This is a genomic window from Pseudomonas sp. Marseille-Q5299 (genome assembly GCF_943737035.1).
Classification (GTDB): domain Bacteria; phylum Pseudomonadota; class Gammaproteobacteria; order Pseudomonadales; family Pseudomonadaceae; genus Aquipseudomonas; species Aquipseudomonas putida_E.
Map to the genome: position 1 here is coordinate 164,779 of NZ_CALSFR010000002.1, position 17,992 is coordinate 182,770.

At 58.4% G+C, this 17,992-nt stretch carries 9 protein-coding genes; 1 reads left to right on the forward strand and 8 read right to left on the reverse strand.

Annotated features, from left to right (window positions below; genetic code table 11):
* Positions 1-12 precede the first annotated feature (12 nt).
* From NGJ21_RS05200 to NGJ21_RS05235, 8 genes are all read right to left on the reverse strand, one after another.
* Positions 13-1,476 (reverse strand): hypothetical protein, encoded by a 1,464-nt coding sequence (locus NGJ21_RS05200; protein ID WP_251961906.1) that lies wholly within the window; start codon positions 1,474-1,476, stop codon positions 13-15.
* Between the two features lie 66 nt (positions 1,477-1,542).
* A complete protein-coding gene (locus NGJ21_RS05205; protein ID WP_119688510.1) occupies positions 1,543-3,735 on the reverse strand; it encodes an autotransporter outer membrane beta-barrel domain-containing protein in 2,193 nt (730 codons plus the stop codon).
* 170 nt (positions 3,736-3,905) lie between these two features.
* Positions 3,906-5,906, reverse strand: coding sequence for a hypothetical protein (locus NGJ21_RS05210; protein WP_115275604.1), 2,001 nt, complete (start codon positions 5,904-5,906; stop codon positions 3,906-3,908).
* 273 nt (positions 5,907-6,179) lie between these two features.
* The gene (locus tag NGJ21_RS05215) at positions 6,180-9,896 is read right to left on the reverse strand and encodes an RHS repeat domain-containing protein (protein ID WP_251961907.1); all 3,717 of its coding nucleotides are present in this window, start codon (positions 9,894-9,896) and stop codon (positions 6,180-6,182) included.
* Between the two features lie 58 nt (positions 9,897-9,954).
* Positions 9,955-12,771 (reverse strand): hypothetical protein, encoded by a 2,817-nt coding sequence (locus NGJ21_RS05220; RefSeq protein ID WP_115275602.1) that lies wholly within the window; start codon positions 12,769-12,771, stop codon positions 9,955-9,957.
* Positions 12,772-12,773: 2 nt separating this feature from the next.
* Positions 12,774-13,781: a hypothetical protein gene (locus tag NGJ21_RS05225; RefSeq protein ID WP_251961908.1), complete on the reverse strand. Its 1,008-nt coding sequence runs from the start codon at positions 13,779-13,781 to the stop codon at positions 12,774-12,776.
* Positions 13,759-15,273 (reverse strand): hypothetical protein, encoded by a 1,515-nt coding sequence (locus NGJ21_RS05230; RefSeq protein ID WP_251961909.1) that lies wholly within the window; start codon positions 15,271-15,273, stop codon positions 13,759-13,761. Before NGJ21_RS05230 ends, NGJ21_RS05225 begins: the two co-directional genes overlap by 23 nt.
* A gap of 170 nt (positions 15,274-15,443) precedes the next feature.
* A complete protein-coding gene (locus NGJ21_RS05235; RefSeq protein ID WP_196914203.1) occupies positions 15,444-17,240 on the reverse strand; it encodes a hypothetical protein in 1,797 nt (598 codons plus the stop codon).
* A 303-nt stretch (positions 17,241-17,543) separates the two neighbouring features.
* Between NGJ21_RS05235 and NGJ21_RS05240 the strand changes: the two genes are divergently transcribed.
* On the forward strand, positions 17,544-17,978 hold the full coding sequence (locus NGJ21_RS05240; RefSeq protein WP_115275599.1) for a hypothetical protein: 435 nt from the start codon (positions 17,544-17,546) through the stop codon (positions 17,976-17,978).
* Positions 17,979-17,992 lie beyond the last annotated feature (14 nt).

Below are 17,992 nucleotides of genomic sequence, written 5' to 3' on the forward strand. Positions count from 1 at the left end.
CAACCTATACCCTCAGGCGCGCAACGTAAGGTTGATGGAGGGGAAACGGACCCAGTTGCCGCCCTCATCGAAACTCACCTGAACGCTGACAGTAAACCGTTCATTGAGCCTGAGGCTTGCCAGATAGGTTTTTGGCACCGTCACAGCGTTATCCATGCCAATCCCCTGCCTGGCTTGCGTAGCCGATACCGGATGTGCGACAAGTGCATCATGGGCGGGCGCCTCATTGCCACTTTGCAATACGCCCGTCACCTGGATGCTGACCCGCTGCCCTTCGGCGATCATCCGCCACGTGTCCAGCTTGATCGGTACATGGGCAGGCGCAGAAGCCAAGTGAAAGCCTGTACTGTCGGCACCCACCAGGTTTACCTGAGGCAGCCTTTGCGTCATCGCCCTCACCTCCAACCTGATCGGATCAGAGTCCAGAGCACTGTCACCACCATCGACTTGGTAGATGACCGGCAGGGTCCGCTTGCTTTGCGCCAAAACCTTCTGCACCGGAATTTCAAAGTGCCGGTCGCGCCCCTCGTACGGGGTCCGGGTTGAATAGTGCCCCACGCTTCCCGGCTCCCCCCACACGACAGTGATCGTTTCACCGGGATACACCATCACCTCGGCCGGAACCTCGATCAACAAGGGAGCGTCAAAGTCGTCAAGCGCAAGCGTCAGTTGTGGCCCTGAACCCTCAGCCTGGGCGATCAGCACCGGGCTCAAGCTCCTGGGCACCGGCGTGGCCGTTACCGCCAGTGTGACGGGCTGCGATCGTGCACTGACATTACCCGCGCGATCACGTACCCGATAATGGATATAACGCGCACCATCCTCACGCTCGCGAATCATGTCTCCGGGAAATTCGAGTACCAACGGCTGCCCGACGTTCTGATCTGTCACCTCAAGCTCGGCAACCTGCTCGTTGGCAAAGGGCGCTCGGTCCCAGTAATACGTCAGCATATCGCCCACTGCCGGGCTGTCGTACCCCGGCACAGTGGCCAACAAACGATCACCATGAGACTCCAGGTAGCTCACCGTAACGCCCTCGTCCAGGACCTGCTCCTCAACAATCAAGGCACCGTCCTCGCCCCCCAGCAACGGCGCGATCTTGTCGATCGTCAGTGTCAGCGGCTCAGACACCACCTGACTTCCGTTGTAACCATGGACGCGGTAGCTCACAAGCACCTGGCCGTGAGCCAATAGCGCTACCGGGACATCGGCGTACAGGTCTTGCGGCGGTATGGTGTCGAACCAGGTTTTCTCCTCGACCAACTGCGCGCCCCAATACAGGAAAAGCTTTTCCGGGTAGTCGGGTGAAGGGTTCGAGTAGTCCCACATAGGCACTTCAATCCGCAATGGACGTGCAAGCGCCGATACGGGCAGCAAGTTGTCCTGCCCTCCTGGGATATTGGGCAGAACATCTGGCGAAACAGGCGGTTCGAGGAGCGTATCGGTGGGCAGGCCTCTCGCTGATCGTTGCATCATGCTTCCCCTTACGTTTGTTACCGTGCACAAAAACGGGAAGGCTGAACCTTCCCTGTTGCGACCGACCTACCAGCTGTAACGCAGCCCGACGTTAGCCCCCCAAGGCTGCTCAATCTTTTCACCATTGGCATAATCAAAGTCTGCATGCAGCTGCAAGCGATCATTAAGGGTCGCGGCAACCCCTAGCCCAAGCTCGCCTCGCGAACCCGACAGATCGTTGTCGAATCGATTATTGTTGACCTTCACCTGATTGTTCTGAACGAACTCATGCGCATAGGCTGCGCGCAGATACGGCTGCAGCAATCGCCCCTCGCCCAGTTCGAAGGTCCGCCCAACGGTGGCACCGGCCTTGCCGAGCAGCGAACGGGTATCATCACCCTGGGCTTGCAAGCCATTGTCCAGCTGGTAGTCCTTGCCCTGGATATTGACCACCGACCATTGCGTGTAGGGCTCGATGAAGTAACCAGCCCCCAGCTCCAGGTGCCGACCAAACTCCACGGATGCCCCCACGCCAAGGTTGTCGTAGTCGCCCTTGGTCCGCGTGCCATCGCTCAAGGCGATTTTTGATGAGTTGTCAAAACGGTTTAGCTTCACCACACCGTCCAGGTAGTACCCACTCTGGGCATCGAGCCAGGTTGCATAAAGCCCCAGGTAGTAGCTCTTGACCTCTGCCGAGGCGCCCCGGACCAAGTCCAGATCAGAACCGCTGTGGCCCGCCATCACCCCGATCAACCATTGGCCATCGCCTACCGGAAGCGGCGCATCGGCACCCAACGAGAAACCCTGCTGAACTTGCCGGTAAGGGCTACCCGATGCATCGGACACGTTGAATTTGTTGCCATAGGCTCTAACCCAGCCACCGGCACTTGCCTCATCCAGGCGTAACTCGCCCATGCGGCTACGCAACGTCGTCAGCTCGCCGTACCACACAGTCGGCGCCGTGTTGAACAGAGCCAGCACAGAAGCAGTGCCAGGGCTGATGACCTTGCGCGAGCCATCGAGGAACCAGTCGTTGCCTCGCTGCACCAGGTCATAGGAAAAAGCCCCCAGGTCGACTGGCCCGTTGAGTAATGAAAACTGCGCATCACCCGCCGCGGCGTGCACCAGATGCAGCTGGTTTTCAACCGAGGGATCAGCGCCGCTGCTGCCCACCAGCAAGCTATGGCTACCGGTGGCAGTTCCGGTGATATCAAGGAAGTCGGTCTGGCCAGTACTGAAGTCACTGTCCATGATGAACGTTCCGCTGCCTGCCAGAGTCCCCAAGGCCAAACGTTGATACTGGTCGGGTTCACCGAACCTGATACTGCCGCCATTGAGAGCCAGGCTGCCGACCTGGCTATCTTCGACCATGTTCCAACGCGCTTGGTCGTTAATGGACAGGCCGGACACATTCTCCAGGCGGCCTGTCAGGCTGGCCTGGTTGTCCAGCGTCAACGAGGCACTGGAGCCGGCTTCGACGCGTACATCTCCCACAAGTTGGCTGTTGTCGACAGTCATGCTCGCCGTCGACCGGCCCACCACTTCCAGCAGGGTACCGTTGCTACCGCGCAACGTGGAGCCGCCTGCCACGTTTATTACCCCATTGGCAGGGCCGAGCAACGGATTGCCGACAATGATGGCCGAGCCGTCCAGCCCTTGCACATCAGAGCCCACCAGGTTCAGCGTGGCTGTACCCGGCAAAGCAGCATCGGAGAAGATACGCACCCCAGCTTGCGCACCTACCAAGCGGCTGTCTTGAGCCGTCAGTGTCGCACCGCCAAACATGTTCGCTGCCGCAGCGGTCCCGGTACCGATCAACTCGCTGCGTTGCAGGCTCAAGGTGGCAGCTGATGACACCAATGCGCCGCCGCGGGCACCTTCAACATGACTGTCGCTGATCGTGGCCGAAGCCCCCGCAGTGCCGTCAGACTCCAAACGCAGGCCATAGCGGTCACTGACCACACGCGAGTTGTCCGCTATGGTCACCCTCGCCCCACCACGCAGGGCGATGCCATCAGCGCCTTGCGCATCCACGTTACTGCGTTGCATCTGCAACTGCGCACCGCTACCGATATCCAACTGCAGGGTCGATGCATCGACCGCCTCAAGCCAGGCGCCAGGGTTGAGCTGATAGCTGTCGACCGGCGTGGTGGCGTCGATCGCTCGCTTGCCCTCCACGACGGTCAACGCCTCGGTAACCGGGCTAGCCAGCAAGAGTACAGGTAACATGAGCACCGCCTGCATTGAAGGGTACGAGCGTTCTTTAAGCACAGTCGCCATTGAATCAAAGGTCTCCGTCGTATTAACTGAAATCACCCACGGATTAGGGGGTAAATTTCGTACAAGTTACGTGGCACTACCCGAAACCTCTGTAGGAATATTCGTCAATTGAGCAAAAGACATCTGACGGGAGATGAAGATGGCTGACGCCATCTTCATGCGTTGCCTGCTTACGGTTTGAGTGGGCAAGCTGCTCCCAGTTGATGCATTGAAATGATGCGTTCCTCAGTACCGGACGTGTACGTCGTACCGTCCAGTTCGAAGGTGTACCAAACACGGGCGCGCCCGTCTTTAAGGGCAGCATTGAAGTTAGGTATGGGCAGTATGTGTGTGTCATAGGGCTCCACACGCCATACAAACCCATTCAAACTTTCCGCTGTCAGGGTAATTTCCTCGACCTTGTCAATGTCCGGTATTGGCGTTTCACCGGTAAAGCCATGCACTGCCGTCCAATGCATCGTAACTTTGGCACCCGTCACTAAACCGTATGCCGCCAGGTCCGGCACCTGAACACGAATGGCCGCTGCGGCACCGCTATCGTCATCCGGGTCATACAATGATCGGCAGGTCAGCCAGCCCACGGGAGCCTCGGTATTGCCACCAAGAAACTCAGGGGCGTCCGGGACCAAGACAATGGCCGTTACGGTTACATCGGTCGATGGCGACACTGAGGCATTGGGAACACCGTCCCGAGTGATCCTGTAATGCACCGGCACTACGCCGTTTTTGTGGGCTTCGATGTAAGCCCAAGGGATCGTTGCCGTGACTTGCTCACCGGGATCGGTGTCCAGCACCTCATGATCCGCTTCAGTGATATGGGTTCCACCCCAATGGAAGGTAATTTTATCGCCCTCGATAAAGGTGCTATCGAGCACGAACGTCAGGGTCGCAGGCTTGAACTGATCGTCGGGCGTCAGTTCATTGTTTTTGCCCGAAACCTCACCTTTGACCGTGACGTTGTCCAACTTCGGGTTGACCGGGTCTGGCCAGGTTGGGTCTGGGCCTGGATCGACCGGCCCGATACGTTCAAGGTTAACGTCCACAGCCGTCCGCTCGGTGCCCGCTGGCACCGCCCCCCGTCGCAGTGCATAGCTGACAGGTGTCGACATCGCCCCGCTGCCTGCGGCCGCATACTCGCCCCACACTTGCAGCGGCAACAGGTTGATTGCCAGTGGGAAAGATGGCGCGTTGCCAATCGGCTGCCAACCCAGTTCGAGGGAGCCCCAGGTCACCTGTAACTCATCTGTGGGCTTGAAGTGCTCGAATGCCGGGATATGCACCGACACACCCGTGAACACATCCTCCTGGTCGATCACTCCATCGCCAGCCAGCGGCACTTCAGGAGCCTTCAAACCCGAAGGCAATGGCCCAAGCGCAACACCCACCGCGGTAGGAGGGGCGATTCGGCTGATGTTGCCGGCCTTGTCAACCAGCAGATAGAGGGCGTAAAGGCCACCATCGCCTGCGGCTTCGATGGCAGTTCGGGGCACCTTCAATTGCTGTGGTAACGTTCCGACATCTACAGTCACGGCAGGTAATACCGCGGTGAGGTCCTCGGGTACATCCTTCAACCAGTAGACGGCAACCTTGTCGCCGGCGGCATGATCAGGGTACGAACCCAACGTCAGCTCAACATCTGCCACGTTGGCGTCGGTGACATCTGCAATCGGCGCAAAAGCGGGCGGGACGTTACCTCGGTTGGGCGCAATGCGGTCAAAGATCAGCGCGAGCCTTCCGCCCTGAAGCCTCGTGCCCCCACTGTAAGGTAAAACCTCATAAGTGAATGTCTGTGTACCTTCACCCCACGCCTCAACTCTTTCCCTGGGCACGGTATACGGCAGGGGGAACTCGTCTCTATTACTTTCGTCAAGTTCCCTATTGATTAGTTCTTCCCGCCCCCCGTTCTCACTTAAATGATAAATATATAAAGTGTCGTAAACGCCGAAGCCGGGCGGCGCAAACGTGTCCCATGCCGGGATGCTGACTGTCAGTTCCCCATCAGCGCTGAGCAACACTTGGCTTTTCAGCGTGTTATCAGCGGGATCGGCCAATAGGCTCGGGTCGATCAACGGGGCTTCCAATGCAGTGGACACAGAAGCCTGCGCCCGCTGCTGACGCACGGCCTGGCGGGTTTGCTCGGCCGTCATGGTCCTTTTTTCATACGTGCTCATTACGTTTATCCTGTCGCGCTGGAGGGTTAAGGACGCCGAAACTAAGCGAGTTGCATACCGTTATTTAAAGGCCCCTGTTCAACACGAACAACTGGCAGAACTGACAGTTGACTTCTTGCATCAGCCTTTTAAACCGCCGAGTAATTATCGAGTTATCAACAAGATCGAGCGCCGCGCGGGCGGCGCTCGATCTCAAGGGCACCAGATCACTCCGGATATGCGCCTAACCGCATCGCCAAAGCCCAGAAACACCGGTTACACCGTGCGCACCGCTCAAAGGGTTTCCTGCATCGCCAGGCGATCCAGCGGGTCATACGCATAGTTCGCGCTGGCTGTACCGGCCGCCCCGTTGACGCTTTGCAAACGCCCCAGCGCATCGTACGCAAGCGTGCGCCCTTGCTCGTCAAGCACCAGGTTGCCGTCCAGGTCATACTCGAGCGCGACAATAAGCGGCGAATCCTCAAGCCCGCGAATTTCGAAACCAGTCAGCTGTGCAGGATCCAGTTCATTGTCGAACTGATAGCGGGCATCGAGGGTGCCACCGTCAAAACGCGTGCGCACTCGGGAGATATTGTCCAAGGCATCGAAATCGAAGCGCTGGGCCTGGATTTTCTTGCCGTAGGGGTCGACCGGCAGGTATGCGTCTTCGCCCTCACACATGTAATCGGTCAATCTGCCACGCTCGTCGTAGGTGTAAGCCTCCTCTCGCAGCACTCGCCCGTCCTCGGTGAGCGTCTTGCTCACGATCGCATCGAGCGCATCATAAGCCTGCGCCAGCACTTGTTGCGCATCGTCAAAATCAAAGCGGCGCGACGTTTCACGCTCAAACTCATCGTACTCAAGGGTGGTCTGCAAACTGCGAACGCTGCCATCGGCATCACGCGCCTGGGTCATGATCGACCTGTTACGCCCCAGCGAGTCATAGGTGAACGTACTGGTCAGCGTACCCAGGCTGGTTTGTTCGAGTTGGCCCAGCGAATTGTAGGTATAAGACTGAACCTGCCCGAGTACATCGGTGTAACTCAACAGGCGTCCGCCCAGGCTGTGTACATAGGCCATCTCGTAGCGAGCCCCCTGCTGAACTCGCGTCTCCGACCGTACCTGGCCGGTACTGAAATAAGTACGCGAAAGCTCCTCGCCCTGCTCCTTGCAGTACAGCAACCGCGCATTCTGCTTGTCATACTGGTATTGAGCCTCGACCCCCGAGTCAATCACCGTCCGTTGCAAAGGCTCTTCACCCAACTGAGGCAGGTATTGGTAACGGATTTTCTGGCCACTGGGTGTGATGACCGATTCAGGCTGACGCATGCCATCGGCATACTGCAGCACGCGCCGGCGACCGCCGGTAATTGATTCGACCATGCGACCCAGGCCGTCGAACACCTGCTCACCCAGCACGCTCTGGGTAGCGCCATCGGGGTGCAGCACCTTGATCAGCACCGGCAAGTCTTCATCGCTGTGACCAGCATACTCACGCACCACCTGCGAGCCATCGGCCAGGGTATGCGTGTGCAAGCGGTCGAACTCATCAAAGGCGAAAGCAGTCTGGGCGGCGCGGCCGTCGATTTCTCGCGCCGTGCGCCCAAGGCCGTCATAAAAGTACTGGTGCAAGCTCTCGCGCGTACCATCCAGGCGCAAACGTTCGACCCGTACCGGCTTTTCGAAAAGATTCTGCCAGGTGACGGTCTTGCCAGTGCGCAACAGGCCGTTCGCCGACTCGCGCCACTGGGTCAGGATCGGCCCTTTCGATTCTGGCGTACCGATCGGGTCGATCTGCTCATGGGTGCGCACGCCGTCGGGGCCGATTTCACAGCTGCGCTGCCCCCAGGCGTCGTATTCGAAGCGGGTGCGCAGCGGCAGATCGTCCAGCGCCAGCCATTCATATTCGGTTTCTTCAAGCAGATTGCCCAAGGCATCGTAGGCAGCGCTGTAGCTCAACCGTGGCGCCTCCTGGGCGGCCATTGTCTGCGCGAAGTCAGGGTCCTGGCGCAACTGGCGAACCACACGATTGAGGCCGTCTACGTAGCTCCAGGTGGTAACCCCTTTGACATCTTTCATGACCTGCACAGCCTGATTTCCCGTGGAGGACAACTGGTAGCTGTATGCGCGCGCGGCTTTGAACTCCTCCATGTTCGGAGCCACCGTTTCCAGCACTACACGCCTGAGCTGGTCGTACTCGTAGGCAATCTGCACTTGGTTTTCATCATAGTTGAGCAGGGGCTCGCCGATCAGCTCCGAGTACTGCAGCGTATTGACCTTTTGCGCCCCGTCGAAGCCGGTCACCGTAGCTTGTGTCTCCACTACCGGGTGCTGATTCACCACCCGTAGGGCATAGCGGTAGTCGGTACGGGTAGGCTTGCCGCCCATGCTCCGCACCTCGCTCAGGCGCCGGCCATGCAGCAGCGGATCGGCCAGCGCCTCGGCGTACTCAATCCCGGTATGGCAGAGGATGGTGCCGTCAATCACACGCACCTGGGTTTCGCTGTCTGGCAAAAGCTGGCCCTTGGCCTGAGCATCGAGTGCGCCCAAGGCGATATAGGTGAAATTTCGGCTCAGCGCCTCTGCCCTCCCCTCACCGTCGGCTGCGGGCACCAGCACCTGTGATTTAAGGGTGCGCACGAAACCTTCCGGGTCGCTCGGACAACCCTCGCTGGCCTCGGCCGGGTAATAGCTATAGCGTGTCTGTACACCATTGGCCTGCACCTCCAGGGTGAGGTTGCCGTGACTGTCGTATTGCGTGGCGGACACTTCAGTACGGCGATCCCTGGAGTTGCCTTGTAACGACCAGGCAGAGGTCACCGTGTTTGGCAACTGGAAGTTGTTCGGCTGGTCTGCGAACCCAGTGTCACTTCGTTCGTGATAGGTCGTTGTGACGGTTTCGATGCAGCCTTGCTGGGTGGTGACCTGCGAGGTCAGCAAGTGAAAGCGATTGAATGTGCGCTCAGTCATACGCAGCGCGGTGCCGTCCTGATACTGACTCGCAGTCGAACTGTAGACAAAGCTGGAACCGGTGAACTTGTACAGGTTGTCCAGCCCGTTGTCCTCCCAGGCCACCCCCGTGCCATTACCAAGGAAGTTGTTGCTACTGAAGGCATACCGCGTTTCGATATCCGGCTGCCCCCCGCCCGGGCTCAGGACATGCCGCTGCACGTACGGCACCGTTCGCCCTTGGCCGCCGGGCAAGGCATGGCCGTCATCCTTGTACTCAATGACTTCGCGTGCACCGACGGGAGTGTGCAGATCAGTCAGGCAGCGCAACTCGCCCACCCGGCGATAAGTGAATGCCCAGCGTGCCTGGTCCGCAGTTGGCAAAACAATCTTGACCAGCTCATCACCCGTGCGCTCCAGGGTGTAGCGTGCGAACGCTTCGGAATCAGGGTTCAGGTCGATCAGCACCCGTGAATGGCTACTGTAATCGATCTTGAGCAAGGTGCGCGGGCGACCGTTGACCTGGGTGTCATCGGTAATGGATGCCAGGCACGGCTCGCCGTTTACCACCTGGTAGGTCAGATTGATGCCGTGCCCGCTCGCTGCCAGCACGCGTACAGGCAAAGCCACCGCAAATGTGGGTGCCTGCGGCTCAAGCAGCTCGATCAAGCCGGACTTGTGGGCGATCCGAAAACACTTGTTCCCTCCCTCGCTGACGTTGTCGAAATGAAAACTGTCGATCTTGCGTTCAGGTATCACGGCCTTTTCGCCAGGGCCATTGTCTGCCACCTTGAAACTCTCACCCGTATGCAAGCTGAGCATGCCGCTACTGACGACAAACTGGCTGAGGTTAAGGCTCCAGCCGACACCGAATCCGGTGTCCTGGCTGTTCAGCGGGTTGTAGCCCAGGCGCAGTGGCAGCGTGGGGCCGCTGAGGTGGTTGGCAGGCAACTCGGGCAGCTCTATCAGTAGTGAATACAACCCGGTTCGCGGGTCGACACTCCCCTGCACGAAGCTGAGAAAATTGAAAGCGTTGGAATGAATAAGGGATTGCGTCGTCATAGGAACACACTCGTTCTGATAGCGGAAAAAAGTCGCCCCGCCAAGGGGCGACAAACACTTACTGAAGTTCAAGCGTCAGTGTGTTTCGGCCATCGGCTCCGCCGCCAAAAGTGGCCTTGAGCCGGTGCGCAATGCCAAAGTTGTCGATCAGGGTGAACAACAATGGCTTGTCCAGCACTTCACGGTATTTCTTGCCGCCTGTGTCGTACCAGTAGTTCAGGTTGGGCGCCCGATCCAGGCTTAACAGCAGGCTGCCTTCGGCGACGTCTTCCTGCCCCTTGAAGCCGTAATCCAGTTCCTTGAAATTCACCAAGGACTCTTTCGCCAACAACTGCAACTCAGCCTGATACTCGATGCCCGTAGACGCAGGTACCGCACCCGGGTAACGGCGTGGCTTGAAGGCGAAGCCGGTGTACGTGCAATACGACTCCTTGAGCAGTTCGCTTTCCCACCTGATCATCGAGGCGTGATCGAAACGAGCGCTGGCAAACTGCACGTCCCTGGCGCTGATCACCCAGTAATCGGTGGTGTAGTGCCAATAGTTGAAGGTATCCAGCGGCTGGCCGTGATCCGAACCCATTCGGCTGGCCACACGTTTTGCCACCATCGAGTAGTTGCTGATGCTCGGTGCCGGTACACGCACCCCTTCAAGTTGCACGACCCCCTTGGTTTCGTCCTTTTCCTGCGAGTAGTGCCAGCCATTGGAATGGTCCTGGAACTTGGCCTTGAACTTACTGACTTCCGCCTCCAGGCAATGTACATAGACAGTCACCGTGCGCCTGGCATCAGCGGGCGTGCGCAATGGCACCTGCGCAGCCGGGGTGCTGCCGGTGGGCAAGTAGTCGAAGCGATTGCGAACCTTGCTGACCGCCCATTTCCTCGGGGAACCGGTTTCGTCCGGGTCAAGCCCTTCGCACCCGGGACTCAGATAATCGACTTCAGTGCCATCCTCATGCAGGATCACCAGCGTCGAGAGTTCCAGATCACTCACTGGGTCCCAGACCACACCCTCATCGCCCTCGAACGAGTTGGTTTCGATCAGAATGTCGATACCGACCTGCTGCAGCCCATTGGCCAGCACCCGGTTGCGGTTGGCGTTGTTGAGCGAAATTTCGAACCTGTTGAGCGTCTTCCAGCGCGCCCGCAGGCTGGCCACTTGTTGTGGCCTGTTAGGCTGGTGCTCGATAACGGCAAAACCGGAATGTATGCCAGCGATACCGGCGACCACGCTGACTTCGCCCGCGTCGCTTTCAGGCGCCGTGTACGCGCCGGTGGCCGAGTCGATCTCGCCGGCACCGAACAGTACCCACCGGTCAGCGGGGTAGTCGGCCAAAGTGAACGTCTGCATCCCGCTCGGTGGCATCGTGCTCACATGAAACGGTTCAACCTTCAGCACTGGGGCACGGTTGAGTATCACCACAGTGGCATAACCACTCTCGGCGCCGCAGCTGACCTTGATACGCTGCAGCACGACCTGGGCCGCCCCCGCCTGGTCCTTGGGCACAAAGTGGGCGATGCGCGGGTCGGCAGGGTCGGGCTGCAAGATGCCATGCTCCCCCCCCTCGAGCGACCATTGCACCCCTTCACTCTGGGACGCATTCAGCTTGATCGCAGCGTCTCCCTCGCCCCAAAGCACCACCCTGGGTGATATGGCCAAGGGGTCGCTGGACTCGACCACCAAGGCCGTACTGGTCTTGTTGCCCGTTTCGCCGGCAACGTGTGCAGTGACCACCACCACTTGTTGATGGCTGACGAACTCGTTCAGCGCTGAGGCGGTATAGCGGCCTTCGACGACCTCACCGCAGGCTCGCGGATGAAGCAGGTTGCGCGCCGACCATGCACCGGCGGGTGTTCCCTTGAGTTGGTAATTGACCTGGCGCGAGGCCGCGACACTGCTCAGGGCAGGTTGCAGGTCTGCGCTTTGCGCAGTGGCCCCGATGTCACCGAACAGAATTGCATCATGCGCAACATGCTCTTCGGCCATGCTCACCTGATAAGCCTGCACCAGCATTATCCGCGCCAGCGTGTTTTCGGCACGCCGGCTCAACAGTGACGCCCGCATGCGGTCTACCAGCAAGGCAGCGTTGTAGTTGCCGCCCCCGTCATCCAGCGCGGGCAACAGGTAGGGCAGCGCAGAAGGAACGTCCCCCCGGGCAGCACTGCCGCGCAGTTGCATCAACAGCAGCACTGCACCATCGTCTTCGGGTGAGGCGCCACTGCCGCCGCCCTCAGGTGCTTTCTGGGTCACGACATCGAAGCTCTCTATCGCCGTCGCGTCATAACCCAGCAAGTCGAGTGTCAGCACAGGCAGTACCCACTCAGTGCGTTGCTGATCAAGTTGCTGCTTGATGAAGTCTCCCATCGCACGGCTGGCGATCTCGGACGAGGCCAGATTACAGGTAGGCTCGGTGACAGTGCTCAGGTCCAGGATCAACTGGCTCTGGCTGGAAAAGGGTATGGGAATCACCCTCAACACCGCCTGCATCTGCAACTGGTAACCCATGCCCTGCATCAATACATGACTTCGACGCAGCCAGGCTGGCACCCCGGAATGCTGAGCGATCGCATGGCAGGTACCGGCGATCAACTCCATGCTGACGGTGACGTGCGCCGTTCTACCGCTGGCATGCTTGAACGACAGTTGCGGGGGGCCGAGCATGAGGTTGTCGAACACGACCTTCTCGGTACGATTCTCCATGAAGTACTCGCCGCTGATCGGCAAGGTAAAATCCTGCGTCGCGAAGGCATCGACAAATTGTGTCTGGAGCAACTGATTGAAGCGCTCACGCCCGATGGCCAGGATTGCGCCCCAGCCATGCAACACACTCCCTTTTTCCAGTTCATCGAGCAGGTTTTGTTTGGAGTTGGCAGCCATGATCAGCTCCTCCTTTGAGTGCTGTGCACCTGGACATGTTCGACCAGTTCGATGTGGGTCTGCTCGTAGGGCATGGGCAGCACTGCGTAGTCCCATAGAGGGAGCCGCGTGGAAGTCTTGTCAAACGCGGCAACGATGATGTAGTCACCTTCCGCACCCGGCGTGTAGATCCCTGTCGTTGACAGATCGCCCTCGCCCTTGACCAGAAACCACTGCGTGTCCGCAGGCGGTATCTCCACATCGCCCTCGTCCCAACTTTGTACCCACAAGGCCAGTTTGAGGGTATTGTCCGTTTGCGCAGTGACCCTTATCTCGGCAGTGGTGGTTGTCCACGGAATAACCACATCCATGGCCTCTGTGTGTGCCCCCGAGCTCACGGTGACCGTGTCCAGCTGCATCAGAAAATCGACTGTACCGGAAGCCCCCGGCTGTCTGGTTGGGGCGACGTAGATACGCGTTTCCTTGTCCACCGGAATGTCCAGGTCCGAATCTTCAGCGCCCGGTAACCGCAGGGTGCCTTTGGAGCCCGGCTTCATCGCCCAGCTCAACGGAGCGCCCAGGCTGCCGCCGACCACAACGTAACGGGATGGTTTGGCAGGCGACTGGTCAGAGAATTGGCCGCTGAGCATGAAGGGGAAAACCGAAACGCCCTGCGGCACGACGGTCACCAACGCCCGGCTGACCTGATCACCGGCCGTTGCGGTAACGATGACCCGCTTGGACGTCCCCGTGATCGCGTCGCTTGCCGGCGCGGTGTAAACACCGTTGGCAATGGTGCCCTTGTCCCCTGACTCACCTGGCAGGTGATCGAGGCTCCAGGCCACAGCTGCACCAGGAAGTGGCGCCAGCCTAAAGGTCTGTGTGGTGCCCGCAGAAAGCGTGGCTTCCAGCGGTTCGACGGCGAATGCGGTGAGCTTCGGTGCCAAAGTACCCAGCAATGACAGGTCGCCAGGTACCTGCAGGTTCCGAGGCTCAGCGATTTGTTCGCTACGGAACAGCAAACCGTTCAACCGCAGCACATCGATAGACGCGCCTGCCGCACGCAGCCGCCGTAACCACCTGATCGAACGCGTTTTTGAAAGAAGTTTTGAAAAGGTCTTGGGCTGTTTTGAATACTTCTTCCAACCACACGAATTGCCGACCGTCGTATTGAGCCAGAGCAACATCGATCTGTTGTTCTTTTTTCACCACTTTGACACGGCCTTTGTGCTCGCCAGCGGTCTCGAGTTCAAGTGCAAAGTTTTGCCGACACGTATAGTCAATCACCACCGGATATTTGACTGCCAGACTGCCATTGCCCCCATTGGCTCTCCAGACAAATTCGTCAGACTCCAGAACCGGGTGGCCATCTTCAGACGGCGGCCATTGGCCTTTCCACTCCAGCACAATAACGCCGCCCTTTGAAGCAAGCGTCATGTTCACCGAGGTCCTCAGCAAATCAAACCGCCATGCTTTGAAGCCATCGATGCGCCTGGCGGTAATTGCACCGTCCAACCCTTCATACAAAGGAGGCGTTGAAAAACGGTGTGTCTGCTCGGGGCTTGTAACGGTGAGCCCCGGCCAAGTCAGCTGGGTGATGAAACCTGCCTGCGACTCATACTCCGGTTGCTCGTTTTCATAACCCGGGACTTTCTTGAACATCTGGGCAAGCACCTGTTTGCTCCAGACATCGTTGCCCACCAGCAGGTTCATCGTGAACGGATCCGAGGAACCCGACTCCGGCAACAAGTACGGCATGTCCTCGTCCCGGGTTGGGAAGTCGCCCCCCCGTGCACCATTGAACGCGACGCCGACCACCACTGCGCCCTCGTCCAGCTCAGCCGGATCACTGCTGACGATCGATTGCCCAGCCTTGGCCAACGAATGGGTACGCACCGCAAAAGACGTGGGTTTGAGTTCGCCCTCGACAGGCTTGAGAGTGTTCAGCTCCCACACCCGCTCCTCGGCCGGTAGCGCTGCGAAGGCGCGCTGAATGGCGCTGCCGACCTTTTCGTTCAAGTCTTTCCAACTCGACACTTCGAAGGTGTAAGCCGAACCCTGGGAGAGGTCCAAGGTCACTCGCCCTTCATCCGTGATCGTACCGTTATTACTTTGATTGAGGTTGATGTTCATGCGTACAGCCGGGGCGCTCAACGGATCGAGCCGCGAAAGCCCTACCAGTTCTGTTTGACCACTGCCGGGCGTTCTGCGCAGTTGTTTGAACTTGCCCCCCGACACGTGCATGCTTAAACGGGCAGCCGAACTACTGATGCTGGAATTGACGAACGACAGGCTGGGCTTGTCCAGCGTCAACTCAGAAATATCCGTCCAGCTGCCGCCCTCCGTTTCCACCCGCAGGCTGATCGGTTTCAACCAGTGACTGCCATCAAACCGTTCGATATGTTCTTGCGCCAACAGCATGTTGGTTTTAAACCGGTCATAAACCAGCAAGGCGCCCCACCCTTTCGTGCGGGGTTCGACGCTCAGGTAAGACAAATACTCTTCGAGTGTGGGCTTGGCCATTTAATGTATCTCCAGACAATCGAGTCTTCATTAACAGGCGAGCGAAACCTGTCCTCAGGCCATGTAAATGCCTAAAGAAAACAGGTACGACGCACGTTGTTGGGTATCCGCAGACGCCCTTAATGGCGCAGTAGCAATGCGTTGGCCACAGGGCGGTCGGTCAGTTGTTTCTAGCGGTTCAACGTCAGTGTGATACTTCTAAACGGCGTGAAATAAACGCCGCCGTCAAAGCTGAGCCGTGGCGAAATGGTAAAACTTTCGCCCATTGTCAACCCTTCCAGAAATGCCTTGGGCAACTTCGCCCTTACGCCGTTCTCGGCTTGCTCGGCAGTGACAGGAGCGCTGTCCAGAATCACCTCTTCGACCTCGCCCGTCGCGGTCACGCCACTGACCACAACTGTCAGCAATTGGCCCTGCTTACCGAACAGCCAAGTGCCCAACGCCAGGTCGGCCCCCGCTGCCGGTACCTTCGCCAGAGAGAGCCCACCTGCATCGGCCTGCGTGCAGGTAATCTGTGGGTAGCTGGTGCTGGGCACCGGCGTAATCCGAAGGTTGTAGGGCGCCGAGTCGACTTGGCCGGTAGCACCGATCAGCCGGTAAAACACCTGAAAGCGCCTGGACTCGTCCTTTTCGCCGCGCCCAAAATTGGCTGGCACATAGTCTTTGGGAATGAAGAAGCGAAGCGGGTTGGCCGGGCTGACCGGCTCCTTGGCTATGTACTGGCCTAGCGCTGACTGGCCCATCCAGTGCACCTCGGCAAGCTCCCCTGGGGCCAGCGTGTCTGCAGGCACTACGACGTAAACCCCGTCCTTGGCTTCAAGGCCGGGGATGCGGCCAGCATCAGCCGGGCCTTCTGGAATGGCACCCCTTACATCGGCGGCAGGCAGCGACCGTATCAATGCCACAGTCACCTGAAGCTCACTCGAGCTCAAGTTGCCTCCCTTACGTCCATACAGGTAACTCAATCGCACACTGCTACCGGCGTTTTGCATCACATTCTCGACGGGCACTCGAAAAAAAAGCGAGCCGGCAGCCAGGCTGCTGGGATCGACCCGCGCCGCCTGGACCAAATCACCCGCCGGGCTGCGCCAATGCAGGACAACATGGTCAGACACCTGCATACCTGGATACGCCGGCACCGCAATGGCCAAACCATTGCGAAACTGTGTCGGGTCCAGAGGGTCACCTTCGCTGTGGCCCTCGATGCGCGGGGCAGCGAGCAGGTCGGGCAACGTTGCCTTCGAGTCGATTTCCCAGCGCTGCAGAGGCGAATCGACACTACCACCGTCCACCAGGTCAATGCGGTAGAAGCCTTCCATGTAGCCTTTTTCCAAGAAACCGAACCAGTTTTTGGGCACATCGGCAGACAATGGAATCTTGTCGAAATGGTCTTTTGTCACGGTCAGCGTACGCGACCAAACGCTATCCTCCACTCCGTCCTCGTCATACCCCACCAGTTGCAGCGTGATCGTGTCATCTACCTGCATGGCCTGATACGGTGCAACCAGCATCGTAATTGCCCCACCGGCGGGCAAGGCACCTGGCTGAAGTGTCAAGCCATGTGACGGCAAGGCATGCAGCACCGAAAGGGTTTCCGGTTCGGTCCGTGCGCGCAGCCCTACGTAACAGAACTTACGCAGGGACTCCTGCCCATCGTTGACCTGATAAGAGTAGAACGCCCAACCCCCTTCGGCGGCACGGAGCCTGTCGTTGCGGATAGTGACCTCAAGCCCATTGGCCACATCCTCCGGGCCAACTTGAAGCTGCGCTGTAACATCATCAAACGCCTCGCCGGACGGGCTGGCACCCACCCAACGGGGCCGAACAAAGTCTCCATCTTGCATACCGGTATATTTAATGTAGGTCATCAGGTTCCGGCCACCCAATGCCGTCAGATCAACTTCATCATATTCATTCAAATCAGGAACTTCTGGTTCCTCGAGCAATGCTCTGTGCTGCGCACTCATGTTTAACGACCTCGGATTAAAGACGGTGGATACCCAACCGTGGTAATGGCTGAATAACGCCGTTGACGGTTGATAAATAATGAAGGCGTTACCCCCTGCCCACCGTGTACCGCCTGCGACTGATCTGAACTCAGTTATAAACCGCCCTGAATAAGCCGGACAACTGGCAAAACTACTAGGTGCGCCTTAAGGCCAACTCTCCTAGCCTTTGATCAGGCTTTACAGGCCCTGCGCGCGAACCTGCGCTGACATTGGCGACTCACACCCAGATGAGTGAAGCGCTTAACCAATGAGGTTTCTGTCATGACACATGAAAATACTCCGCTTCAATCAGGGGTCATTATCGTTACCGATCCCGACCAGGATTCCCGGGCACTCAACATCCCTGTAATTACCAAGGGCGGCACCTTCACACTTGACCTGACAAGCGGCGACACTCGACTTGGCACACCGCGCAAAATTCAAATGGACGACATACCGTCTGCATCACTGATCACCTTGTATTCCAGAAATATGAAGGCGGGTGAACCCGAATGGAGTTTGCGCTTGAAAACCACGCACCATACGGCACGCTTGAACAATCAGGATGTTGATTATTTCTTCAACACCTATATTGCCAACGACTTTATCAAAGAGGGTTTGGGTATCGTCGTAGAGGGCAAAAGCACGGGTACAGTCAAGCGCGACACCCTCGGCAAAGTGGTCGTTGTAACTTCACCTACCCCCCCCACCCGCTGAGCTGAGTGGTTTCA